Origin of the sequence: Paraburkholderia sp. GAS334, from assembly GCF_050436625.1 — a bacterium.
In the GTDB taxonomy this organism is placed as follows: Bacteria; Pseudomonadota; Gammaproteobacteria; order Burkholderiales; family Burkholderiaceae; genus Paraburkholderia.
This window is the reverse complement of the sequence record NZ_JBNDMO010000016.1, coordinates 21,719-44,760: the sequence shown is the minus strand read 5'-3', so window position 1 is coordinate 44,760 and position 23,042 is coordinate 21,719. Positions and strand designations below refer to the sequence as shown.

The window sequence follows — 23,042 nt, the reverse complement described above, 5'->3', positions numbered from 1 at the left end:
ATGTCGTGACCTGCAGAAGCCAGTTTCGATGGACGTCATCGGCGCGTTCCGATGTGGGACGCATCCGTGAGATCAACGAAGATGCCTGCCTCGATCAGTCCGGGCTCGGACGCTGGGCCGTCGCCGACGGGATGGGCGGACACGCAGTGGGCGATCTCGCGAGCCAGCTCGTCATCGATACATTAAGCCAGCTCTCCCCGCCCGCGAGCATGAAGCGCTTTATCGCGGAAGCACGCGCACGCCTGCAGGTGGCGAACACACAGCTACGGGAAGAAGCGGCGCGACGGCATGTACAACGCATTGGCAGCACAGTCGTCGTGCTGCTCGCATGCGACCGTTTCTGCGGTTATCTATGGGCGGGCGACAGCCGCATCTATCTGCTGCGGGCGGGCCAGTTGCGACAACTGACGCGCGATCACAGCCAGGTCGAGGAACTGCGCCTGATGGGCCATATCACCGATGAGGAAGCGCGCAATCATCCTGCGCAGCACATGATTACGCGTGCGGTCGGCGCGATGGACCAGCTCGACCTCGACGAAGCCGTCATTGAGGTCGCCGATGGCGACATCTTCCTGCTGTGCAGCGACGGCCTCTGCAACGAAGTCACCGATCACGAAATCCTGGTGGCGCTCGAGTCGGTCGATTGCCTGCACGCTTCCAATGAGCTGGTCGAGATTGCGCTTGCACGCGGCGGCCGCGACAACATCACGGCGGTGGTGGTGCAGGCTGAAGATCCGGCTGCGTCGGATAAAACGCTGTTGAATCCGGCACCCTGACTGCTTTTCCAGCGCGTTCGCGTCTGCGTTCGCGTCTGCGTTCGCGTTTGTGTTTGCGTTGACGACGCCTCAGACGTTCCCCGCCTCCTTCTCGTCGCCATCATCCCGGTTGTCTTTCCCGCCGTGATTGCGAAAATCCTTCGAATGCAGGCCGTGTTTCTTTAACAGCATCTGCAGGTGCGAACGGTTCATATCAACGCGTCGTGCCAGTTCCGCCACCGTGCCGCCCACTTCGTGAAGGCCTCGTTCGAGAAACGCTTTCTCGGCCTCATCGCTGGCGGCCCGCTTCGCGTCGCTGAGCGACATCAGGTTCGCCACACTCGCACCATCGTTCACGGACGTACGCGGCGCGGCGCTGCCGTGTGCCGCTGACGTCGTCGCTGCGGGCCGCATATCGACCGGCAGATGTTCGATATCCGCCGTTTCACCCGCAAGGCACGAGACGCGGTACATCACGTTGCGCAGCTCACGGATGTTGCCCGGATACGCGTAGTTCAACAGAAAATCACGCAGTCGCGGCGTCAGGCGGACCGGGCGTCGTTTGAGCACACCCGCTGCTTCGTCGCCAAACCAGGAGAACAGCAGCGGAATTTCGTCGCGCCGCTCACGCAGCGGCGGCAACGTCACGTGAATCACACTCAATCGGTAAAACAGATCCTCGCGAAACTTGCCCTCCTCGCTCAACTGCCGCAGATTGCGATTGGTCGCCGCGACGATGCGCGTATCGACCGCGATCGTTTCATCCGAGCCGACGCGCTGGATCTCGTGCGCTTCGAGCACACGCAGCAGCTTCACCTGGCCCGCCAGCGGCAACTCGCCGATTTCGTCGAGAAAGATCGTGCCGGTATGCGCGCTCTCGAACTTGCCCTTGCGATCGCTCGAAGCGCCCGTGAACGCACCGCGTCGGTGGCCGAACAGTTCCGATTCCAGCAGGTTGTCCGGAATCGCGCCGCAGTTCACCGAGATGTACGGCTTGTCGGCGCGGCTGCCATTTGCGTGGATGACCTTCGCCATCAGCTCCTTGCCTGTACCGCTTTCGCCATCGATCAGCACGGGCAAATCCGTCGGCGCCGCTTTCTCCGCGATTTCGAGTGCTTCCAGCAGACGCGGGTTATCGCCGAACGTGCCTTCGAAAATAAAACTGCGTTCAAGCAGAGCCTGACGTCGCGCCTGGCGTGACTGGTCGACGCGCACCGGTTCGGCGACCGCGGCCTGCACGAAGCGCTCCTTGTGCGACAGCTGCATGACCTCGTCGCGCAAGGTGTTGGCCTGCCGCAGCAGCTTCTCGATATCCGCCCGTTCGAGCCGCGACGACCACCGCAGCGTCGAGCGCAGGATTTCGATCTTCTCGATCAATGCGGCATACGAGATCGCGGGGCTGCTGTCTTCTTCGGGCTGGTCGAGTATCTGCATCACGCACTCAACTGTTTTTGAACGAGCTGGTAGTACATACCTTTGCGTTGCACGAGTTCCTCGTGACGCCCCTGTTCGACAATCGCGCCTTCGTACAGCACGAGAATCTTGTCCGCGCGCATGATCGTGCTGAGCCGGTGCGCGATGATGACAGCCGTGCGTCCCTTCAGGATATCGTGCATGTTGCCGAGGATATTGCTCTCCGACTGCGAATCGAGCGCTGACGTCGCTTCGTCGAAAACCAGCAGACGCGGGTCGTGATACAGCGCGCGCGCAATGCACAGCCGCTGGATCTGTCCGCCCGACAAACCGATACCCCGTTCGCCGACGATCTGCTCATAGCCAAGCGGCATCCTGGCGATGAACGCATGGGCGTCGGCCATTTTCGCGACTTCCTCGATACGACGACGGTCCGGCGTATCGTCGCCGCTCGCGATGTTTTCCGCGATCGTGCCGGAAAACAGCAGATTGCTCTGCATCACGTAGCCGATCTGCGCGCGGTAATACGCCTTGTCGACCACGTTGAGGTCGTAGCCATCCACCGACATCCTGCCTTCGGAAGGCGCGTAGAAACCGACCAGCAGCTTTGCAAGCGTCGTCTTGCCCGACCCGCTGCGCCCGACGATGGCCACCAGTTCGCCCGGCTTGATATCGAAACTGATGTTCTCCAGCACGTAGGCGCTTTCGCTGTCGCCGTAGCGGAAATACACGCCGTTCAGGCTGATTTCGCCCTGCAGGTCCGGCAGCATCACGCGCGAGGCGAGGTCCTGCGGCTTCTGCTCCGGCTCGATATCGAGCACATCGCCAAGCCGCTCCATCGCGACGCCCGCATCGTTCAGCATGCTCCACAGACCGACGAGACCCATCAACGGGCTCAACACGCTGCCCATGAAGGCGTTAAACGCGATCAGCTGGCCGATCGTCATTTCGCGCGCGAGCACGAGATTCGCGCCCACCCACAGGATCGCAATCGTCGTCGCAGCATTCAGCAGCTGACTGCCAAGCCCCACGAGAATGCTGAAGGCGTGCGCCCGATACTGCACTTCCAGCGCCCTGGCGTATTTCTTTTCCCAGCGCAGGCGAACCGGCCGCTCGATGCCCATGCCCTTGACCGTTTCGACGCCCGCGAGCGCTTCCATCAGGAACGACTTCGAATCCGTCGACGCGGTGAATGATTCGCGCGCATAGTTCTTGATCTTCGGCGTGGCAATGGCGGTGAGCGCCATGATCGGAATCACGAACGCGATCAGCACCAGCGTCATCTTCACGTTATAGAAGAACATGATCGAGAAGTAGATGAACACCATCAGCAGATTCAGCGCGGTGGTCACCGTCGACTCGGTCAGGAATGCGCGGATTGTCTGGTTCTCCTGGAAGCGGGCGAAGATATCGCCGGTCTTGCGCTTCGCGAAGAATGAAAACGGTAGCGACATCGTGTGCTTGAAGAACTGCGACATCATCGCGAAGTCCATGTTGCGAACCATGAAGTTCGCCAGATACGCACGGATCGTCGACATCAGTTGCGAAAACACGTTCGAGATAATGAGGCCGACGATCAGCAGGTGCAGCAGGCTCACATTCTGATGCACGATCACGCCATCGAGAATGTTCTGGATGATGAGCGGCGGAATCACGCCCAGCACCTGAATCACAAAGGTGGCAAGAAACAGGTGCGCGAGAATCTTCTTGTACGGCGTGAGATAACCGACGAAACGTATCCACGGCGAACGTGACGCCGATATCTGCACGAGATTCGGACCGGGCGTGAACACGAGGCACGTGCCGCTCCAGCCGCGCTCGAAGTCTTCGACAGTCAGCTTTCTGAAGCCGAGTGCGGGATCGGCGACCCACACGTAGTCTTTCGAGAGCCCGTACACGACAACGTAGTGATACCCCTCCCAGTGCACGATAAACGGCAGGTCGAAGCCGCGCAGCGAATCGAACGTGCATTGCACACCGCGTGCAGTAAAGCCAAGCGATTCACCGGCGCGAGCGAGACTATCGAGCGTCGCGCCCTGCGTCGTCACATTGGCCAGTTCGCGCAGTTTGCCGAGCGTCATCGGGATGCTGTAGTGGCGGCACACCATCGCGAGGCACGCCGCGCCACAATCCATTTCCTCCGCCTGCTCGACGAGCGCAAAGCGCTTGATGACCTTTTCACCGAACTCGGGCTTCGTGTGAAGATCGAGCATCATCGGCAGCTTGCGGCGCTGCTCGATGCGCTTCTGGCGTTGCAGTTCGCGATCGCTATAACGAATCCGTTCGTCGAGCACCTCGCGCAGTTTCGGATTGCGCTCGAGAATGAAGTGGACCGTGCGTTCGGGGATCACGAGCAGGCGCGTATCGGTCGTCGCCACCACCGATGCCATCTGTTCCTGACGCATCAGGCAGGCCTTCTCGCCGAAGATCTCGCCTTCCTTGAGCGTCGCGAGCGTGTAGTCGTTGCCGTCCTCGTTGCGTACGATCCGCACTTCGCCTTGCCGCACGACGTAAAGACGCCGGTCATCGCGCGCGTCCTGCTTGAGGATTTCCTTGCCGGCGGCGACCCGCTTTACACCGACGCTGCGCACATATTCTTCGAGTTCAGCCTTGTTCAGCTTGCCGCGCAGATCGAAGAGCTGCGCGACGAAGCCGCCCGCGGAACTGATCGCCACATAGCTCGCGATAAACGCCATCGCCGCCTGATTGCCCGCGATCACCGGTTCGATCGCACCGCGCGGGATAAACAGCAGTTCGGTTTTAGCCGATGCACGCACCGACGATTCATGCATGTACGCGCGCAGCATCGCGATATCGGCAAAGATTTCGCCCGCCTTGCGTACGCCCATGCTGATTTCCTTACCGTGCTCCTCCGTAAAGATGCGCACCGAACCTGAACGGATCACAAAGAGGCCTTCCGCCGGCTCGCCCGCGTTGCACACGGTCTCGCCAAACGAATAGAAGCGGGCCTGCGCGTGCTCCGCAAGACGTTCGAGTTCCTCGCGCGAGAAGGGCGAGAGTATCTCGACCGTCGACAGGAACTCTGCCGCTGAAGGCGTGGTCTGGGGCGCGTCCATGTGCCTAGCGGGCCTCGATCACGTGTTCCTGCGACCGCGCAATCAGCCAGCCTTCGCGCAGCAGACGCCGCACTTCAGCGGCGACATCCGCATCGAGCGTCGCAGGATATTTCGCCGTCACCGCGAAAATTTCGTAGCAGGAGCGGTCAGGCGAAGGGAACGGTCCAAGCAGATCGCCTACCTGTGCGTTGAAAATCTTCGCCTCGATATCCGGCTTGAGCGACCCTCGCAGCACCTTGCCGATCACGCCCCCCGCTTCGCGCGTATCCGCGATCGAGTGTTCACGCGCCATCTCCGCAAAGCTGTCGGGATCGTCGTGCAGATACGAGATCATTTCCTTCGCCTTGCCTTCGCTGTCAAGCACGATGTGGCTTACTTCGATCGCGTCGAACTTCGGCGAATTCAGCGAGAAGTATTCTTCGATCGCGGCTTCGTTGCCGACCTGGTCGAGCATCTTCTCCTGATATAGCCCGTCGGTGATGAACGCTTCGAACTCGTCGAGACTCACATTGAGCGCGTCGAGGTACTGGTTCATATCGGTGGCGCGATGCAGGCCGCGTACGCGGCGAAACTGGTCGGCGCGCTGCTGGATTTCGTCGGCCGATACGGTAATGCCCTGCTTCTTCGCCGCATGCACGGTGAGCTTGTCGCGCACGAGCTGTTCGATCAGGCTCTCGAACTGGCCAGTCAGTTTCAGCAACCGAATGAATTCGGCGACGTCCACGACTTCTTCATCGATTCGCACTATCGCGGTCATCTCATCCGCTCCTCAGGTTGGGCCGCGCATCGAACGCACGACCTTCGGTTCTTCTCGGTACTGCGACTTCCCACTTCGATCAGTCCGCGATCAGTCCGCCATCAGCCCGCGATCTGCCGGAACGGATCAAGGCCCAGATCGATCAGCCGACGTTCACGCACGACGATCTCCGCATTCGCCGTCATGCCATAGCGCAATGGATAGCGCGTGTCGGCGATCTGGTAGTAGTTCTTGTCCAGCGTGACGCGGCCTTCGTAGACGGGCTGCTTGTCCGCCGCCGAGGGTTTCGTCGCCGGCGAAATGTAGGCGAGCGTGCCGCTGATCAGCCCGTAACGTTGATACGGAAACGCGTTGAATTTCATCTTCACCGGCAGGCCTTCGTGCAGAAACGCGCGATCGTGCTCGGGGATTTCGATCTTCAGCACCTGGCGCGCATCTTTAGGCGCGATGCCACCGAGTGGTGCGTTCGCCTGAATCTTGTCGCCCGGCTGCGTCGATGTGACCTCGGTAATCACACCCGAAGCAGGCGCGAGAATCAGCAGGAAATTGTCCTTGTCGATATTCTCGAAGCGGATGCGCGCGGCGGCGTCGGCCACGAGACGCGCCGTTTGTAGTTGCAACCGCAACTTGTCTTCGGTGGTCGTGATTTCGCGCACCGCGGCGTCGTACTGGATCTGCAGATTGGTGGTTTCCTGCCCGCTCGTTTCGAGTTGCGCATGCGCCTGCGTATATTCGTGGCTCAGGCGGAAGTCCAGTTCAGCGAGTTTCGACTGCGCGACGCGATACGCGTTTTCTGCCGCCAGATAGGCGGTTCGCTTCGATTCGACCTGAAGCTCCGCGATGCCGCCACCACCTGGCTGGGCAAACAGGCGCGAATAGCTGTCCAGCTCCTGGCGCGCCGCATCGCGCGAACGCCGTGCGTTGTCGAGGATGCTGCGCGCTTCGTCGAGTTCGGCTTTCTGACCCTCGGCCAGCTTCGTGGTGCCTTCGGCCACGCGCGTTTCGTGCTGCCGCGCTTCCACGTCGACCTGCTCTTTCAACGCCGCCACCTTACGTTGCATCAGCGCCTTTTTCTCGGGAAACTGCTTCCATTCGCGCTCGGCATCTTCAAGCTTCAGTTGCGCCTGGAGCGCGTTGCTGGCCGCTTCGATGGCACCTCGCGCATTGAGCCGCGCGAGCACGTCGCCTTTCGAAACGGGCTGACCTTCCGCGATATAAACGTCGGCGAGTTCGCCATCGATGGGTGCGTAGAAGCGCCGCACGTCCGATTCCGGCGAGAGCGTGCCCGGTGCGCTCACGATCACATCAGCGCGGCCGACGAACGACCAGAGAAGCCCGACGACGACCAGCCCCGCCATCGCCAGAATCAGCGCGCGGGCGAGCTTGACGGGTTCGGCCATCAGGATCGCGATGCCTTCGGCGCTGTGGTCCTCCAGCGCCTCGGATAGCGGCTTAGGGTGACTGTCGCGTTTCACCGCTGTCGCCTCCAATGAGTGCCAGCTTCGACTTCAACAGTTCAGGTTCGAGCACCATGCGCAGTTCCTGCAACGAGCGGCGCTGCATATCCGCTTCGGCGTTGATGTCGGCGACGAGCGCGTCCCAGTCGGACGGATGATCGGCCTTCAGCTGCGTGTAGATGCGCATGCCCTGCTGCGCGAGCGACTGCGCGTCGGACAGAAGATGCGCCTGGCTGCGGAAGCCACCCGAAATGCCCGACTCGAGCCGCTGTGTGCCGCCGATCGCCCCGTTCGCCCGATACTGGCGCCACTCGCCTTGCGCACGGGTCAACAGATCCTGTGCGCGCGCGAGCGCCTTGTCGCGCATCGCGGATACGTCCGCTTCGATCGCATGCATGTACCAGGCGTCTTCCGTCGGATCCAGCACGGCGTAGAACGACAACAGCCGCTCGTCATAGCCCTTCGTGCCGCGGGATTTCTGCAGATCGGCGAACTGGTCCAGCACAGCCTTCTTGTGCGCCCGCTCAGCTGCCAGCACATCAGACCACGGGCCGGCCGGCATCGCCTGCAAACCGGCCAGCGCCTGCAGCCCGTCGCCGTGCTGCCATGCTGCCGATACCGCATCGTGTCGCTCGATCACATCCGTGGACGGCAGACGGCTCGCCGCAAGCCGCTCGAATTGCGCCTGGAACGGGGGCGTTGTGAAATGCGCGCGCTTGAGCGACGCGAGCAACAGGGTGAGCTTTCGCGCGACGGCGTCGTTCAGCAGTTCGGTGTACTGGCGCAGGTCCTCGCGCACGCGATCGAGACCCGCCAGACGCGGATAGCGCTGCGCATAATCGTCGAGTACAGGCGGCAGCACGTCGGGTTTGTCGCGCGCGAGCTCGGTGTTGATCGTCGTGTTCAGACGGTCGATGGCCGCCAGATACGCGGAATCGTCGCTTTGGAGCCTGCGCAGATGGCTCAACGCCCGTGCGTAAGGCTCGGCGAACGCGGGCACGTACGACGCGATCCGGTCGAGCGCACGCTGATGGCTGCGCGCATCGTCTTCCCAACGCTTCAGCAGATCGCTGATTCTGGATTCGTCTGCATAGATGCGAATGGGCGCATCCGGGCCTCCGCGGCCGACCACGAAGCGTTCGAGATCGCCCACCCACTTCAGTTCGCCGACGAGTGACGCGCCGTCCGGATTCGCCGCGCTCAGCGACTTCATGTCGCCGAGCAGTGTGTCCGCGCGATCGAATTCGCGCTTTTGCAGCGCGGCGAGCCAGTCCGGCAGCTTCGCCTTCAGCAATGCCTCGCTGGCGAGCGCCTTCAGATGCGCGTCCGCCGGGTGGCTTTTGACGTCGTCGTTCGCGACGGTCAATGCCTGCTCGTAGTCGCCCGACGCGAGCAGATTCTTCAGTTCGCGTTCCGATGCGCCCCTCAAATACAGTGCGACGCCGATTCCCATCACCACGACGACGCCCGCCAGTCCCCACCATGCGGCGCGCCGCGTCGCAAGACGCTCGCCGCCTGAGAACGCGCTCGACAGCTCGGAAGCCAGCACGCGCCAGCGCCGTTGCGCGCGATGCGCGTGCGTGTCGCGCTTCGTGTCGTCGGCGTCGGGTTGCGCCGCCTCGTTGACTTCGTCTTCGCGCAGCCGCGCCTGGTCGACGCAGAAAATGTCGAGAAACGAATGCGCGGCGCCGACGAAGGTAGTTTTGTCAGCGTCGACGTCATCGATCGGCGGGGCTGAAATCATCTGGGTCACGGTCGGCTCGAATTCGGGTGTCTGCTGCAGTTCCACCCGGTAGACGAAGTGATCGCCGCCAAATGCAAGGACGTCGCCCTCCTGCAACGCATGCGCCGACTCGTCAAGCCGCTTGCCGTTGACGAACGTGCCGTTCGTGCTGCCCAGATCCTCGACGTACAGGTCGCCCGCTCTCACGAAAATGTGCGCGTGCCGCCGCGAAATGTAATTGACCTGATGCGGATAGCGCTCCTTGTAGCGCGCAAAGACGTCGTCGGCCTTGCTGATCAGGAACGGGAACGCGCGCACATCGACGGGTAGCAAACCAAGGTCGCCGCGCTCCGGCACGAGCGTGAGGCCGGCAGGCTGCGGCGCCTGCGCGGCGGCAACGATTCGCGCGCGCGGCTCGATGCCGACGCGATAGGACAGCTCGCCCCCGAAACACAGTTCGTCGCCGGCGCGCACGCGGCCCGGCGTCTGCCGCACGTTCTTGCCGTTGAGGGTCGTGCCGTTCTTGCTGTCGAGATCCGCTACATACACGAGGCCATGCTCAGTGAAGATGCGGGCGTGACGGCGTGAGAGCCGGGTGAGCAACTCGCGCGGGTAATCGGCAAACGGGGGTTCGCTGCGGCCGATGGCAAACAGGCTGTCGATGATCCGGATCGCGCCGAGCGCCGGATGCGACACGGGCGACAGCACCACATCGAACGCCTGGTCCAGTGTCGTGCGCACCTCGGCAATCTGGGCTTCGCCTGGAGTCATGGTCTGGATCACTAAGCGTTTACCCGCTGCCGCGATTGCGTCAGAGGCGCGCCGCTGCGAAGAGCGGCGGATAAACCGTGTTCGGCCCGACCGCGTAAGCCGCGATCACTTAAAGATTGTAAGTCACGCATGGCGGTAGTCAATTGTCCGGCACGGCGAGATGACAGCGGCGAGCAAACGCTCACCGCGCGTTGTGCGCCGATCAGCCGGCTCATTGGCCCTTCACCTGCAACTGCACGTCCACACTCGGCCAGCCGCCGCCAAGTGCCTTGTAGAGCAGCACCGTGTCCGACAGAATCTGCTGATGATTGGCAAGCAGGTCCTGCTGCGCCAGCAGCAGCGAGCGCTCGGTCTCGAACACTTCGAGCTGCGACACCACACCTTCCCTCAACTGCGCTTCGATCTGGTCGGCGACGATCTGCAGGCGCGACACCTCCTGTAGCAGTTCGACACGCTGCTGACGGTGCGAGTTGAGATTGACGAGCGCGCTTTCCGTTTCCTGGAACGCGGCCATGACGGTGCTCCGATACTGCTGTTCGGCTACCGTCGTCTGCGCCTGCGTGGTTTTCACGTGCGCCCGCACGCCTGGATCGAGCAGCGGAATGTTGATGCTCGGCATGAAGCCGTACGTGAACGACTTCAGCAGATCGGTCAGCGCGAAGCTGGCGGTGCCGCCATGGCCGGTCAGGCTGATCGTCGGCAACTGCGCGAGCTTGGCCTCGCCGACGAGGTTGTACGCTTCCAGCACGCGGAATTCGGATGCAACCACATCGGGCCGGCGTGACAGCAATTGCGCAGGCAGGCCCGCGGGCACCGGCGGCAACTGCACACGTTGCTGAAGATGGCCCGTGGGCAATCTGAATTCGCCGGCAGGAACGCCCAGCAGCGTCGAAAGCGCGTTATTCGCTACGTCGCGCGAGCGGCGCAGTTCCAGCAGCTCGTTGGTCAGACGATTGATTTCCGCCTGCTGACGCAGCACCTGTGTCTTCGGCACGATACCGTTACGGCTCATGCCCTCGTAGATCGACAGTATCTGCCGGTTGGTGGCGAGTGTCTTCTGCTGCTGTTCGATCTGGTCGTCAAACTGCAGGATCTGGAAGTACGTGCTGGATACGTTCGACACCAGTTCCAGATAGCCCGCGCGCCAGTCGGCTTCGCTTGCGTGAAATTCGGCTTTCTGCGCCTGCACGCCCTTTTCCACCTTGCCCCAGATGTCGATGTCCCAGTTCACCTGGGTGCCAAGGTTGTACTGATGTGTAAACGGCTGCCCCGTGATCTTCTGGAAATTCGCGCCTGCGCCGAGGTCCATGGTCGGCAGTGCACCGGCCTGCGCTTCGGCGATCTGCGCGCCGGCCACATCAATGCGCGCAGCCAGTACCTTGATATCGAAGTTGCCGGCGATCGCTTTCGCGATGAGCGTATTCAGGTAGGGGTCCTGGAAAGTCTTCCACCAGTCGGGATCGATCGTATCGGCGGGCGACACGATGGAGCCGGTCTTGTCCGACCACGATGCTTTCGCGGGTGTGTCCGGACGCTTGTAGTCCGGCATGCTGACATCGACGCACGCGGATAGCAGCACGGCGCACAGCGCCACTGCGCTCAATGTCCTGATCGTGGTGGATGCGTTCGTCATCCGGGATGCACGCGTAGCGGCAGGAAGGCGTCCGGCGCCCGCTCCATCGTCCGCTACGTGGCGGTTCGCTGACGCGATGCGCCAGTTGCGACGGACAGGGAAATGAAGCAACGCTGACACGATAGTCTCCGGTGAATCCGGCGGCACAGCATTCGAGCGCGCGTCATCAGGCAAAGCACGTCCTGCACAGCTTCTTTAATCGAAGTGTGGCTGGCGGTCGGCGCGGGGGTAGGTGCGGTGCGGCGATGTTTAAAGAAAGAACGATTGGATGCAGGCTGTTTTTCATGAGGGCCGGCGTGCGCGATGGCGCAGCCGGCTTGTGTCCGCGGAGGCGTCGAGGCCTCCGTGGTGGTCTCCCCGTCACGCTTTACATGTTGACGGTGTTCTTGCTTTCGATATACGGATCCGAATACGTCTTGACGTTGTCAAGGAAAGCCGAGCCGTTGCCGGTAGCGATCTGCGAGCCGAGCTGGTTCTCGTTGAGTTGCTTGACGTTGGCCGTCTTGCTGTAATCGAACGTGATCGGCATGATGTTGACGAAGTTGTTCGACGGGAACGGTGCGAAGCCACCGCGCACGGCGCTCATCTTCTTGCTGTCGAGGTCTTGAGCGTTCGAGAGGTCTTTGATCATCAGCGTTGTCATGATAGGTCTCCAAAGAGGAAAAGGTCAGGTCTTGCGATTGGTTTCGAGCATCTTGTCTGCTCGGGTGTCACTAACGCATGGGCTGTGCCAGGCACGTGATCTTTATCGAAGAAAACCTGCGGAGCCCTGAAAACACTGGGGTGTGCGGCTTGTATCGCTCAGGGCGAACCGCACAGGGGATGAGATGGGCAGGCAGAAGGTGATGGCTCGGGGCAGACAACACACCGGATAGTGTTGGGTGGCTAAAGACATCTGCTTTAGCGCGATGTCTTTAGCGTTGAACCTAAGCAATGCGCCGCAACAAAGGGATGGCCGCAACCCGCCAAAGCAGCGTCATGCCGGGCCTTGTCGCATCACGTCACATCACGTCGCATCACGTCCCATCACTTCGCGATGACTGTGATCTTCTTCGAATACACCGGCGGATTGTGCGGAATATGCATGTCATCGCCCATCAGCAGTTGCAGCGTGTGCTTGCCCGGGGTCAGTTCGATCGTCGTCTCCGTCTGGCCCGCGCCGAAATGCAGATGATTGCGATCGGATGGAATCTCCTGATCCATCGGCGGCAGATCGGTGTCGATCAGCAGATGGTGGTGGCCGGTATTCGGATACTTGACGCCTTTAGGGGCGACGCCCATATAGCGCAGCCCGAACCACACGCGAAACGGTTTGTTGGCCGGCACAACCTGGCCGTCGTTCGGATAGCCGATATAGGCATACGCGCCGGCGGGCGATGGCGTCATGCCCGCAAAAGCCGATGCGGTCGCAACGGATGTCAGCGCAACGAACGCAGCGACAGCAATGATCTTGTTCATGGATGGTGCTCTCCGTCCTGACAGGCCGAAGCGGCCGCGCGTTCTTACTGCACGATGATGGTGATCTTCTTCGAATACACCGGCGGACTGTGCGGCACGTGGTTGTAGTCGCCGAGCAGCAGCTGCAGCGTGTGCTTGCCCGGCGGCAGTTCAATACGCGCGTCCGTCTCACCCGCGCCGAAATGCAGGTGATTGCGATCCGATGGGATTTCCTGATCCATCGGCGGCAGGTCGGTGTCGATCAGCAGATGATGGTGCCCGGTGTTCGCGATGTTGACGCCCTTGGGACAAACGCCCATATTGCGCAACCCCATGCGTACCCACAGCTTGCCGCCATGAATCACGGTGCCGTCGGCGGGCCAGATGATGTATTCCTCGGCGCCGGGCGGCGACGGCGTCGAAGCCGCTAGCGCGGGCGCATTCGCGAGGAACAGCGAGGTCAAAGCATACAGCGCACCCAGCTTTATTCTTTTTGGCATTGCGCATTCTCCCGAAGAATTGTCCGGGTCGCCCCTGCTGTGCAAAAAAGAGCCTGGCCACGCGCTCTGGCGAGGCGTGCGCACACGCGCGTGTCGGAACGACCGGTAAAAAACCCCGATCCCTGTTGTCTGCTTTATGGATTAGCTTAGGACGGAACTTGCCAAAAAGATACGCCACTCTCGTTAACGTTCTGACGCGTGAACTGCGTGCTATCGTTGTTTATAACGGCCCGCATACATCACTACGCAGGCGGGGTCGTGCGGAGACACTGCCGCGCCATGCGTGGCAGCGGCCGATACCGGAGCGCCGGTCATCGGAAACCTGAGTTCGGTCCAGAACAAACAGGATTTGAAAATGTGGCGAAAACTCCTGCTCGTATGCGTGGTCGGTGCCCTCCAGGCACAATGGATCGACGCTTTCGCCACGACCGGATCTCCACAGGCTACCGCGACCGTACAGGTCAATTTTCCCGACGAAATCAAGGTTGGCCGCGGCGTGGCGCTGGTCATCGGCAACGGCGCTTATCCCGTTCTGGCGCTAACGAACGCGACCCGCGATGCGAAAAATGTGAGCGACAGGCTCGCCTCGCTCGGCTTCGAGGTGATCACGCGAACCAACGCGACGCCACTCGACATGAAGCTGGCACTGGCCGAATTTGCACGGCGTTTACAGCGTGGCGGGACCGGCGTGTTCTATTTCGCCGGACACGGTTTTCAGGTGGCGAACGACACGATGCTGATGCCGTCGGGCGTCGACGCGCGCTTGCCCGCATCGCTGGTGACGGATGGCGTCAACCTGGCCGATGCGCTTGCGGCGATGTCCGCGCCACGTCCGCACAAACTCAATCTTGTCGTACTGGATACCTGTCTGAACAATCCTTTCGATGCTGCGAATCCGGGCACAACCGCGCTTCCTGCCCTTCCCGCGCAGACACTGATTGCCTACGCGACCGCGCCTGGCGGGTTCGCGGCGGATGGTGTGCACGGCGGCGTCTATACGCATGCGTTGTTGCAGGCGCTGGCCGATACGCCCGCACAGGATGCACGCCTGCTTCTTGCGCGTGTCGCTGCGAACGTTCGTGCGGATACGCACGGCGAACAGCGGCCATGGGTAGCGTCGTCGGTTGAAGGCGGCTTTGCGTTGGCTGCTTCCGCGCGCAACGATGCGGGATCAACACCCTTCGTCACAGCGAACAGCGAAGCCGTCGTCACGCTGCACAGTCGCGGCATTCTGCCGAAAGACAGCAGCGAACAATACGAACTGACGTTCTGGGATTCCATCAAGGACAGCACCTACCCCAGCGATTACGAAGCCTATCTGAAGGCCTATCCAAACGGCCGCTTCGCGACGCTCGCGCACGCACGCATCGAGCGTTTGCGCGCCGCCGCGCCAAAGGCGCAACCCGCGCCCGAAGCCACGCATGCCGCGCCGGCGTCCGCCGTGCCGCCCCTGCCGCCGGAGAAACCGCGCACGATGGCTGCACCCACACCGGCGCCCGCAGCTGCAGCAGCGTCACCTGCCAGGGCGATCACGCCGGCCGCGCCAGCGCCCGCCCCCACGCCTGAAAAGACCATCGGCCGCGTGACCAACAACGGCGAAAGCAAGGACTGCGCGGCCTGCCCGACGATGGTTTCACTGTCGCCGGGCTCGTTCTCGATGGGCAGCAGCACCGACGATCCCTCAGAAAAGCCCGTTCATCACGTGACGATCGAAGCGCCCTTCGCGATCGGCAAATACGAGGTCACGGTCGAGCAATGGAATGCATGTGTCGATGCGAAAGCCTGCCCTGCACTCTCAAGCGACAACAATCCGTCGAAAACCGCGCCGGCGCGCGATCTCAGCTGGGACGACGCGCAGTTGTATGTGAAGTGGCTGGCGAAGACCACGGGCAAACCGTACCGTCTGCCCACCGAGGCGGAGTGGGAATACGCCGACCGTGGTGGCACATCGACGCAATACTGGTGGGGCGACAGGATGAGCAAGGGCATGGCGAACTGCAAGGAGTGCGGCGACCCGTGGCACAAGGAAGGACCGGAGAACGTCGGTACATTCGCGGCAAACCCGTATGGGTTGCACGACATGAACGGCAGCGTCTGGGAATGGGTCAGCGACTGCTGGCATAACTCCTATCAGGGCGCGCCCTCCGATGGCCGCACGTGGGACGCACCCGGCTGCAACATGCGCGTGATCCGCGGCGGGTCGTGGCGCGAAGGCGCGAACTATATGCTCACGTCGACACGCTTCAAATACAGCGCAAGCGTGCGTCAGTCGCAGGATGGATTCCGCGTCGCTAAAGATCTCAAGTGAGTGTTGCGTTCGCGCTGGCTAAAGTCAGCGAAAGGACGCGCAGCGGCGATCAATGCCACGCTCAATGCGCGCGGGTCTTCGTCGTGATCTGCGCGATGTCGACGGCGATGCGGTCGCGGCCGTATTTGCCTGCGATCTGCGACAGCCGCGTATCGAGTGCGTGCAGATAGTCGGCGCGCGATTCGCTTTCCGGCCGCAGTTTGTCGAAGAGCGGAACAGGCGTGATCGTCAGCACAACCAGTTCAGATCCGAACGGCTTCGAGATGACCCAGTCACCTCCGCCACCGATGGTCGCGGCATAGTGCGGCGGCGCCTGATTGTCCTTCGCGCGCGGGCCCGGCACCATGTGCACGACGTTGCCGTCCAGCTGGTAGTAGTCGAGATTGACGTATGAGTCGTAGCCCGGTGTCGTCACATCGACGATGAGTGGATCGCCTTCGGTGAGTTGTCCTCCGGCTGGACGCACATGCAGCGACGTAGCGCGACCCGTCTGCCAGTTCTTGACCCAGTAGGGCGCGAGCGTCTTCATCTCGTCGCATTTGTCATCGGCGAGCGACTGGACATCGAGGTTCAGCGTATCGACGCCCGGCACCGCACCTAACGTGCTTTTCAGCTGCGCGACGCCATAACGCTGCGGCACGAATCCCTGCACATGCAACGTGTGATCAGTTGCAGAGGCGACGAGCGCCGAACACGGCACCTGCACGAGCAAGGGCGTCACAGCCGACATCGATAGCGTGGGCTTCGGCGCCGGGACAGGCACAGCGGGCGGCGGCGGAGGGGAAGACGCGGCCTCGGTAACCGAAGTCACGGAAGCAGCGGATACAGGCGCAACAGGCTCTGAAGAAGCAACCGACGCGAGAGGTGCAACCGGCGACGCAACCCCACCTGTCGTCACCGCTTCGCCATGTCCACCCGAAGACGCCCGGTACACCGCCACACCCACGCCCGCAGCGACCAGCACAGCCAGCCCGGCCGCGACACCTGCCTTCATCCGCGGGCCCGATTTCGCGGCGACTTTCTCCTCGGCGCCGAATTCCTCGACGAAACGCGCGACGGTCGGCATCCGCGTAGTGCGGTCGAACGAGAGCGCCGAACGCAGTGCGCGCCATTGCCGCGTGCCGAGATTCTCGGGCCGCTCCGGCTTGCGGCCCGAACTGCGCGCCTGGGTCGCCGACTGACGGTCGAACGGATGACGGCCCGTCAGCAGTTCATAGGTGATGCAGCCGAGCGCGTAGATATCGTCACGCGGGTCGGGCTCGCGATGCTCGAGCATTTCCGGACTCGCATAGGCGGGCGTGAGCGCGCCGAGCGTGCCCGGATCGAAGACCGTCGCGTCGCTTTCCTCTTCGGGACGCTGGAACACGCGCGCGATGCCGAAGTCGATCACCTTCACTTCGCCGGTGTCGGTCAGAAACACGTTGGCGGGTTTGAAATCGCAGTGGACGAAGCCGCGTTCATGTGCGTACGCGAGCGCGCCGCACATGCCGCGCACAATCGGCAGCGCGGCGCGCACGGGCATGCCGTGAAAATCCTCGGTTCGCAGAATCTGGCTGAGCGCCCTGCCCGACAGATACTCCATCGTCAGATACACGATCGCGCCGTCGCGGTCGAAATCGTAGACCGTCACGATGTTCCGGTGCGCGAGCACCTGCGCCTTGCGCGCCTCGCGCTGCAGCGCAATCAGCGATTTCGGATTACCGCGGAACTGGACGTTGAGCACCTTGATCGCGAGATACGGCTTGCGATCCGACGCTTCGAGCTTGCGCAGATCGAGCGCCTTGTAGACGGTGCCCATTCCGCCGACACCCAGACACTCTTCGAGCACGAAGCGGTTATTGAGCGTGTCGCCGGTGCCCTTGATCTGGTCGTGGCCCGGGAGCGGCCCTGGCGTGCTCATGCCCGACGATGCAAGCGATGGCGCGTCCACGCGCGTCTGCAAACGGGTTTCCTCGCCGCCGGCGAGATTCGAGACCGGCAGCTGCTCGATCCTGCGACGCACTTCCACATGAAGATCCGCGGGCAGCGGCGACCGGGCGTGCGCTTCACTGAGGACTTCCATCAGCCGCGCGGGACTCAGGCCATCCGTCGTCAGCGTGCTATCGAGCTGGGCGATGAACTCATCGCGCGTCAGTCCGCCGCTCTGGAAATCGCGAATCACATGCGCAAGGCTAGCCATATGTGCGAAGCGACGAGCTCCCGTAGGGCCGGCAGGAGCGGCACGGAACCGCGAAGAGGCCGGAGAAAAACCTGTCGTAACCAGTTACATGTGCTGTTTCGATACTAGCCCGCACGTGAATCTTTCGCAAACCAGGATTGCCCCGCGACGCACGCACAGCGTGTGTGTCGCAAAGCGACCAACTTCGTAGCGGGCGTAGTTGGCCGCTGTCCACCATCGTCCGCCGATCTGCGCGCTTCGCATCCGCTCCATGGATCCAGCGGAATTCGCGTTGCGCCTTGCCCAGCAGGCATTGCGCGATTTTTTCAGCGCGTGCGTCAAGGACTGGCACAGCCTGTGCGTTAGTGTCCCCCGAGCAAACAAGATGCTCGAACCCGGCTGCAAGACTTCTTTTTCTCTCAGGAGACCCGAAATGAAAACGCTGATCATCAAAGACCTGTCGCTCACCGAACAACTCGACAGCAAGGCCATGCGTGCCGTTCGCGGCGGCTACGTCTTCCCGACGAGCAACTACTTCAATTTCTCGCCGATCACGATCGATACGAGCAAGCACGTCAACGCCGATCAGTCGATCGCGACGCTGATGAATGTGCAAGTCGAAACCGGCAACGGCTCGGCGTTCCTCGACCACGTCACCTCGAACGTGAACCCGACGGTGTACGCCAGCAACACGGTCAACGTGAAGTAAAGCGCTGGCAGGCGCACCGCGAGGACCCACCGGTCCGATGCGGGCTCTGCGTCTGCCTCCCTTTTCTCGACACCTTTGGAGAACCACCATGTCATCCATCATGATTCAGGATCTGTCCCAGACCCGCGACCTCGACCGTCGCGCCATGTCGGCCGTGCGCGGCGGCACGGGCATCGGCAGCAACCCCTGGCTGCAAGGCAAGGGCCCGGTTGCGAGCCCCACCGTGAACGTCAATGTGAACCAGAGCATCCAGCAACTGCAATACGTCAACGTCGAAGCGCTGAACCATATCGGCGTGCTCGGTGCGAACCTCGGCCCGCTCGGGTTCGAAGTGAATCCGACGCAGTGGGCCAGCAACAACGCCACAGTTTGAACCCGCGCCGTAGCAGGCAGCCCGGGGGCTCCTGCTACGGCCGGTTAAAAAACAGAGCGCAGCATACGGGGTAGAGGCGAATTTCCTATACTGGTTGTGCGATGCCTTATCCGCATCGGCAACCATCGGGCGACAGTCGATTGCATCGACTGTCGCGCTTCGCTTTCCAGGAATAACTGGATTCTCTGGGACCGACATGACTCTCCTCGTCGTCACCGATCTGACCGAAAGCGTCGAACTCGACAGGCAGGCCATGGCCGCCATCGTCGGCGGCACGCGCATCGGCGCGCATCACATCGCCCGGCCGGCACCCGACGCGCCGCGTGTCATCGACTGGCCGCCGGGGTTTCCCGCTGCCCGGCAGGCGCCACTGACTGAATCCGATACCGGCGGCGTCGCAGCGTCGCCTTCCGTGCTGCGAAAATAGCGCCTGCCCGCGTGCGCGCCGCCGGGAATACGACGCGCGACGCAACCAACAGCATCCGGCCACCTGTCCGGCTCACGCCGACACATTGCGCGCAGCGGACGGCGCACGTGCGCGAGTCCGCAATCGAAGCACCGGCCCTCAGCCCTTCCATAGCACGTTCGGACGCAGCTCACAGCGCGCGATACGGATTCTTCCGCACGCATCGACCCAGTGGCATATCCCTTGCAGAACGAGGGACGAGCACACCGCCGTGCTCATCCACCCTCAGGAGAACTGCCATGAAAGCCTCTGTCGTCATCAAGGACCTCACGCCCACCGTCGAAGACACCCGCCACGAAGCCACCCTCACCGCAGACCAGATGAAACTTCTGACCGGAGGCCGCGCAGTGCGCGTCGGTGTCGACGGCACGTCCACGGGTACCGTGGACGACTGGGACATCAATATCGGCATCTTCGAAGGTCGCATCGGCGGAGCCTACCTCTAGGACGTTCGTCATGCCTGAAATTGAAAGAGGAGTCCCTCCAGCCGGACGTCTGGAGGGACTCCTCTTTCCGGCGAAGCGATCATTGCGGATGATCGCGAGGCGCGCTCCCCACAAGGCGTTGCGCGTACGACGCTAAAGCAGGCTGTAGCGACTGCGCAGCGTGTTGATGATGCGGGCGGCGACAGGCATCACGACGTCCTTCACCTCGGCAGCTTCGCTGTTGCCGCGCAGATAGTGGATATCCCAGTTGCAGCCTTCGGAATCTTCCTCGTGCTCCTGGATGGCGGTCGGGCTCCAGCCGGTCGTATCCGGATTCGCTTCGAGCGCTGCGGTCACGAGGGCGAGCAGTTCCTGTTCCGTTCTGGCTTCACGCGGCATGTCGGTCTCCATCGTCATGTGCGCGGAACCGCCGCGCCCGGCTCAGTCCCAGTTTTCGTCACACCATTCGATGGCCCACGCCTTTGCGCAGGAAATGGCGTCGGACTCGTTCACGAAGGAATCGATATCGCCGGAATCGTGCGTCGTGACGCGCCCTGCTCCCACGGCCGGCACCGTGATCTTCGCCCGCGCGACGTAATGACCATCTTCGTCGTGCCGGGCACGGCAATCGATATGAAATGTCTTGTAGTCGAACTGCATGGCAGCGTCCTGTTGTTTTGATGTGTTTTCGTGAGCGCGAGGCGCGGGCGCGGTGAAGATGGGTCCACCGGGCCGCCGGTGATGCTTCAGTCGCCAAGCGGATCGGGTTCGCCGAGCGCGTCGTCGATGGCGCGCCGCGCGCGGTCCATCGCTTCGCCTACCGCAGCCGGCCCCGCGCGCACCGAGCGGTAATGCTCCGGCTCGGAACGTGGCGCCGCACTGCGCGCGTCATGTCCCGGCGTCGATGCGCGCTCGATCAGCAACGTCACAAACGCACCACCGGCGCGATCATCGCGCGTGCTGACGGTGATCGTGAAACCGCGATGTTCCTGCTGCTCGTCCATAGTGGCTCTCCGGAGCGGTGCAGAACTTCTAGCATGAGGTCAAAACCGCAAAAGGAAAAGGGTTTGCAGAGCGGCAGATGAGCCGAATGAGCATCTTGTTGCGCCCAGGCGGCATTCACGGTTTTCATCCCGCCCCCTAAAGTGCTTCTCACGATGTGCCAGTGCAGCAAAGCTGGCACGCGATGCAACTTCAGGAGGTCAACATGAAAATCCAGCGTGGTCCCATGCCAGTCGCTTTTTTCGGCATTGCAGTCGGATCGCTCGCGCTCGTCAACGCGTGGCGCGTGGCAGCCCGGCTCTGGCCGGTTCCCGAAGCCGTTGTCGATGTGCTGACGTTCGCCGCGATTGCGACGTGGCTCGTCATTCTGCTGACATATGCGCGCAAGTGGCTGCTGCATCGCGCCGAAGCGCAAGCTGAAATGCGGCATCCGGTGCAATCTTCGTTTGCGGCGCTCGGGCCAGTGTCGAGCATGCTGGCAGCGATTGCACTTATCAGCTACGACCGTCCCGTCGCGCTCGCCCTGTTCGGCGTCGCGGTCGTCGCCCAGCTGGCGCTGGGCGTCTTTCTGCAAGGCCGCTTGTGGCAGGGCGGACGTCCGCCTGAACTGGTGACGCCCGCGATCTATCTGCCGACCGTTGCACCGGGCTTCGTCGCCGGCGCCGGCTTCGCGGCCTTCGGCTGGCCGCAGGCCGGCATGCTGTTCTTCGGGGCGGGCATGCTGTCGTGGCTCGCGCTGGAATCGCTGATCCTGCACCGCGCCGCGGTTCACGATCCGTTGCCCGATGCGCTGCGGCCGACGCTCGGCATCCAGCTCGCGCCGCCGGTCGTCGGCGGCATCGCGTGGATGAGCCTGACCACCGGCACACCTGACCTCTTCGCGCAGATCCTGCTCGGCTACGGTCTCTTTCAGGCGTTGTTGCTGCTGCGGCTCGTGCCATGGATCCGCACGCAGTCGATCACGCCGTCCTGGTGGGGTTTCAGCTTCGGCGTCGGCGCCCTGCCGACGATGGCGATGCGGATGGTCGAACGCGGCGCCACCGGCCCGGTGGAATGGCTCGCACCCGTGCTGTTCGTGATCGCCAATGTCGTGATCGGGATCTTTATCGTGAAGACAGTCAGCCTGTTGCTGCAGGGGAAGTTGTTGCCGGCGATCCCCGCGGCCGGCGGCGACGCCGGTAGCGCCGGTAACGCGACGGTGGTGCAACTGCCCGTCCGTCACACGCAATTCAAGTAAAGCCCCGTTTGATCCGTTATCCACGACATCCCTTCAATCTGACGTCGGAGCACGGTTTGAACAATTCGAGGCTAGCCTGCGCTGTTGCTGCAATCGCGTTTTCCATCACGCTGGCCGGATGCGTCACCACCCCACGAAGCGCGCAAGTGGTTGTCCAGCCGGCGCCGCAACCGGCACCCACGACCGTCGTCGTCGCGCCGCCTCCGCGTCCGCGCCCGCCCGTCGTAGTTGCGCAACCGGTCGTACGCGAGACGTACGTGCCCGCGCGCTACGATGTGTATATCGCGGCTGTCGTCGACCGTGACGTGCTGTACATCAACGGCAGCACGTATATCTGGATCACCGGTTCCGACGGCATGCGTCACCGGCAGTTCTACGCGCATGGCGATCATCGTCAGGACGTGTTCCGCCGCAGGGCGCATCTGCGTGAGGTGATGGCACATCACAATGGTCATTTACCCGACCGGTATGCGCGCGACGAACATCATCGCGAAGCGGTGCGTCATGAAGAACATCGTGAGGCAGTCGCCATGCGTGAACAGCATCATCAAGCCGGGCATCACGATGTAATGCACGAACATGGGCATGAACACGACCACGGCCCGCATGAGGTCGCACAGCATCCGCAGGGCGGCAGTCACAACCATGCTGTTCACGAAGCCGCGGGCCATCACCCCTCTCCCGCCACCCACGAGGCTGCTGGCAACCGGGCCAACGCGGACAGGGACGCCAGAAAATCCTGATCGCAAGCGGGCACGCATGGCGGATGACGCGTTGCCGGCGCCCGCCGTATTCCGCTGCCGCGTTCCGCGTTCATCAAGCGCGGATAGGTCTATCGCCT

Annotated in this window: 21 protein-coding genes; 8 read left to right on the top strand and 13 right to left on the bottom strand. The window is 62.4% G+C overall.

Annotated elements, in window-relative coordinates; translation table 11 throughout:
* Positions 1–5: 5 nt before the first annotated feature.
* Positions 6–776, top strand: coding sequence for a PP2C family protein-serine/threonine phosphatase (locus P3T21_RS25340; protein ID WP_429258708.1), 771 nt, complete (start codon positions 6–8; stop codon positions 774–776).
* Positions 777–845: 69 nt separating this feature from the next.
* On the opposite strand, the gene P3T21_RS25335 is transcribed toward P3T21_RS25340, so the two are convergent.
* The 9 genes from P3T21_RS25335 to P3T21_RS25295 all read right to left on the bottom strand — a co-directional run bounded on the left by P3T21_RS25335 (position 846) and on the right by P3T21_RS25295 (position 13,523).
* Positions 846–2,192 (bottom strand): sigma-54 interaction domain-containing protein, encoded by a 1,347-nt coding sequence (locus tag P3T21_RS25335; RefSeq protein ID WP_429258707.1) that lies wholly within the window; start codon positions 2,190–2,192, stop codon positions 846–848.
* Positions 2,189–5,245 carry a peptidase domain-containing ABC transporter gene (locus tag P3T21_RS25330; protein ID WP_429258706.1) on the bottom strand — a complete coding sequence of 1,019 codons (3,057 nt, stop codon included), beginning with the start codon at positions 5,243–5,245 and terminating at the stop codon, positions 2,189–2,191. The genes P3T21_RS25335 and P3T21_RS25330 overlap by 4 nt, the downstream gene beginning before the upstream one ends.
* A gap of 4 nt (positions 5,246–5,249) precedes the next feature.
* Positions 5,250–6,002, bottom strand: a complete 753-nt coding sequence (locus P3T21_RS25325; protein WP_429258705.1) for a peptidylprolyl isomerase — start codon at positions 6,000–6,002, stop codon at positions 5,250–5,252.
* A 101-nt stretch (positions 6,003–6,103) separates the two neighbouring features.
* On the bottom strand, positions 6,104–7,477 hold the full coding sequence (locus P3T21_RS25320) for an HlyD family efflux transporter periplasmic adaptor subunit (RefSeq protein ID WP_429258704.1): 1,374 nt from the start codon (positions 7,475–7,477) through the stop codon (positions 6,104–6,106).
* Positions 7,455–9,953 carry an FHA domain-containing protein gene (locus P3T21_RS25315; protein WP_429258703.1) on the bottom strand — a complete coding sequence of 833 codons (2,499 nt, stop codon included), beginning with the start codon at positions 9,951–9,953 and terminating at the stop codon, positions 7,455–7,457. The genes P3T21_RS25320 and P3T21_RS25315 overlap by 23 nt, the downstream gene beginning before the upstream one ends.
* 211 nt (positions 9,954–10,164) lie before the next feature.
* Positions 10,165–11,586 (bottom strand): efflux transporter outer membrane subunit, encoded by a 1,422-nt coding sequence (locus P3T21_RS25310; protein WP_429258803.1) that lies wholly within the window; start codon positions 11,584–11,586, stop codon positions 10,165–10,167.
* Between the two features lie 367 nt (positions 11,587–11,953).
* Positions 11,954–12,229 carry a hypothetical protein gene (locus tag P3T21_RS25305; RefSeq protein ID WP_429258702.1) on the bottom strand — a complete coding sequence of 92 codons (276 nt, stop codon included), beginning with the start codon at positions 12,227–12,229 and terminating at the stop codon, positions 11,954–11,956.
* 383 nt (positions 12,230–12,612) lie between these two features.
* The gene (locus P3T21_RS25300; protein WP_429258701.1) at positions 12,613–13,044 is read right to left on the bottom strand and encodes a DUF4399 domain-containing protein; all 432 of its coding nucleotides are present in this window, start codon (positions 13,042–13,044) and stop codon (positions 12,613–12,615) included.
* A gap of 44 nt (positions 13,045–13,088) precedes the next feature.
* Positions 13,089–13,523 carry a DUF4399 domain-containing protein gene (locus P3T21_RS25295; protein ID WP_429258700.1) on the bottom strand — a complete coding sequence of 145 codons (435 nt, stop codon included), beginning with the start codon at positions 13,521–13,523 and terminating at the stop codon, positions 13,089–13,091.
* 355 nt (positions 13,524–13,878) lie between these two features.
* Between P3T21_RS25295 and P3T21_RS25290 the strand changes: the two genes are divergently transcribed.
* On the top strand, positions 13,879–15,831 hold the full coding sequence (locus tag P3T21_RS25290) for an SUMF1/EgtB/PvdO family nonheme iron enzyme (RefSeq protein WP_429258699.1): 1,953 nt from the start codon (positions 13,879–13,881) through the stop codon (positions 15,829–15,831).
* Positions 15,832–15,892: 61 nt separating this feature from the next.
* On the opposite strand, the gene P3T21_RS25285 is transcribed toward P3T21_RS25290, so the two are convergent.
* Positions 15,893–18,010 carry a protein kinase domain-containing protein gene (locus P3T21_RS25285; RefSeq protein ID WP_429258698.1) on the bottom strand — a complete coding sequence of 706 codons (2,118 nt, stop codon included), beginning with the start codon at positions 18,008–18,010 and terminating at the stop codon, positions 15,893–15,895.
* A 412-nt stretch (positions 18,011–18,422) separates the two neighbouring features.
* On the opposite strand from P3T21_RS25285, the gene P3T21_RS25280 reads away from it, so the two are divergent.
* From P3T21_RS25280 to P3T21_RS25265, 4 genes are all read left to right on the top strand, one after another.
* Positions 18,423–18,698, top strand: a complete 276-nt coding sequence (locus P3T21_RS25280; RefSeq protein WP_429258697.1) for a hypothetical protein — start codon at positions 18,423–18,425, stop codon at positions 18,696–18,698.
* Positions 18,699–18,786: 88 nt separating this feature from the next.
* Positions 18,787–19,071, top strand: coding sequence for a hypothetical protein (locus P3T21_RS25275; RefSeq protein ID WP_429258696.1), 285 nt, complete (start codon positions 18,787–18,789; stop codon positions 19,069–19,071).
* A gap of 196 nt (positions 19,072–19,267) precedes the next feature.
* Complete coding sequence (locus P3T21_RS25270; protein ID WP_429258695.1) at positions 19,268–19,498, top strand: hypothetical protein; 231 nt, start codon at positions 19,268–19,270, stop codon at positions 19,496–19,498.
* Between the two features lie 278 nt (positions 19,499–19,776).
* Positions 19,777–19,983: a hypothetical protein gene (locus tag P3T21_RS25265; protein WP_429258694.1), complete on the top strand. Its 207-nt coding sequence runs from the start codon at positions 19,777–19,779 to the stop codon at positions 19,981–19,983.
* A gap of 132 nt (positions 19,984–20,115) precedes the next feature.
* Here the strand turns inward: P3T21_RS25265 and P3T21_RS25260 are convergent, their stop codons facing one another.
* The 3 genes from P3T21_RS25260 to P3T21_RS25250 all read right to left on the bottom strand — a co-directional run bounded on the left by P3T21_RS25260 (position 20,116) and on the right by P3T21_RS25250 (position 20,966).
* A complete protein-coding gene (locus tag P3T21_RS25260; protein ID WP_429258693.1) occupies positions 20,116–20,361 on the bottom strand; it encodes a hypothetical protein in 246 nt (81 codons plus the stop codon).
* A gap of 42 nt (positions 20,362–20,403) precedes the next feature.
* The gene (locus tag P3T21_RS25255) at positions 20,404–20,622 is read right to left on the bottom strand and encodes a hypothetical protein (protein WP_429258692.1); all 219 of its coding nucleotides are present in this window, start codon (positions 20,620–20,622) and stop codon (positions 20,404–20,406) included.
* Positions 20,623–20,708: 86 nt separating this feature from the next.
* Positions 20,709–20,966, bottom strand: coding sequence for a hypothetical protein (locus P3T21_RS25250; RefSeq protein ID WP_429258691.1), 258 nt, complete (start codon positions 20,964–20,966; stop codon positions 20,709–20,711).
* Between the two features lie 203 nt (positions 20,967–21,169).
* On the opposite strand from P3T21_RS25250, the gene tehA reads away from it, so the two are divergent.
* Positions 21,170–22,201 carry a dicarboxylate transporter/tellurite-resistance protein TehA gene (tehA, locus tag P3T21_RS25245; protein WP_429258690.1) on the top strand — a complete coding sequence of 344 codons (1,032 nt, stop codon included), beginning with the start codon at positions 21,170–21,172 and terminating at the stop codon, positions 22,199–22,201.
* A 56-nt stretch (positions 22,202–22,257) separates the two neighbouring features.
* Positions 22,258–22,944: a hypothetical protein gene (locus P3T21_RS25240; RefSeq protein WP_429258689.1), complete on the top strand. Its 687-nt coding sequence runs from the start codon at positions 22,258–22,260 to the stop codon at positions 22,942–22,944.
* Positions 22,945–23,042: the final 98 nt, after the last annotated feature.

What these genes read in the sequence shown, in the direction of transcription:
- P3T21_RS25330 (WP_429258706.1), bottom strand. Translation starts at nt 5,245, where the DNA reads ATGGACGCGCCCCAGACCACGCCTTCAGCGGCAGAGTTCCTGTCGACG.
- P3T21_RS25325 (WP_429258705.1), bottom strand. Translation starts at nt 6,002, where the DNA reads ATGACCGCGATAGTGCGAATCGATGAAGAAGTCGTGGACGTCGCCGAA.
- P3T21_RS25315 (WP_429258703.1), bottom strand. Translation starts at nt 9,953, where the DNA reads ATGACTCCAGGCGAAGCCCAGATTGCCGAGGTGCGCACGACACTGGAC.
- P3T21_RS25310 (WP_429258803.1), bottom strand. Translation starts at nt 11,586, where the DNA reads ATGACGAACGCATCCACCACGATCAGGACATTGAGCGCAGTGGCGCTG.
- P3T21_RS25305 (WP_429258702.1), bottom strand. Translation starts at nt 12,229, where the DNA reads ATGACAACGCTGATGATCAAAGACCTCTCGAACGCTCAAGACCTCGAC.
- P3T21_RS25300 (WP_429258701.1), bottom strand. Translation starts at nt 13,044, where the DNA reads ATGAACAAGATCATTGCTGTCGCTGCGTTCGTTGCGCTGACATCCGTT.
- P3T21_RS25295 (WP_429258700.1), bottom strand. Translation starts at nt 13,523, where the DNA reads ATGCCAAAAAGAATAAAGCTGGGTGCGCTGTATGCTTTGACCTCGCTG.
- P3T21_RS25290 (WP_429258699.1), top strand. Translation starts at nt 13,879, where the DNA reads ATGTGGCGAAAACTCCTGCTCGTATGCGTGGTCGGTGCCCTCCAGGCA.
- P3T21_RS25285 (WP_429258698.1), bottom strand. Translation starts at nt 18,010, where the DNA reads ATGGCTAGCCTTGCGCATGTGATTCGCGATTTCCAGAGCGGCGGACTG.
- P3T21_RS25280 (WP_429258697.1), top strand. Translation starts at nt 18,423, where the DNA reads ATGAAAACGCTGATCATCAAAGACCTGTCGCTCACCGAACAACTCGAC.
- P3T21_RS25275 (WP_429258696.1), top strand. Translation starts at nt 18,787, where the DNA reads ATGTCATCCATCATGATTCAGGATCTGTCCCAGACCCGCGACCTCGAC.
- P3T21_RS25270 (WP_429258695.1), top strand. Translation starts at nt 19,268, where the DNA reads ATGACTCTCCTCGTCGTCACCGATCTGACCGAAAGCGTCGAACTCGAC.
- P3T21_RS25265 (WP_429258694.1), top strand. Translation starts at nt 19,777, where the DNA reads ATGAAAGCCTCTGTCGTCATCAAGGACCTCACGCCCACCGTCGAAGAC.
- P3T21_RS25260 (WP_429258693.1), bottom strand. Translation starts at nt 20,361, where the DNA reads ATGCCGCGTGAAGCCAGAACGGAACAGGAACTGCTCGCCCTCGTGACC.
- P3T21_RS25255 (WP_429258692.1), bottom strand. Translation starts at nt 20,622, where the DNA reads ATGCAGTTCGACTACAAGACATTTCATATCGATTGCCGTGCCCGGCAC.
- P3T21_RS25250 (WP_429258691.1), bottom strand. Translation starts at nt 20,966, where the DNA reads ATGGACGAGCAGCAGGAACATCGCGGTTTCACGATCACCGTCAGCACG.
- tehA (WP_429258690.1), top strand. Translation starts at nt 21,170, where the DNA reads ATGAAAATCCAGCGTGGTCCCATGCCAGTCGCTTTTTTCGGCATTGCA.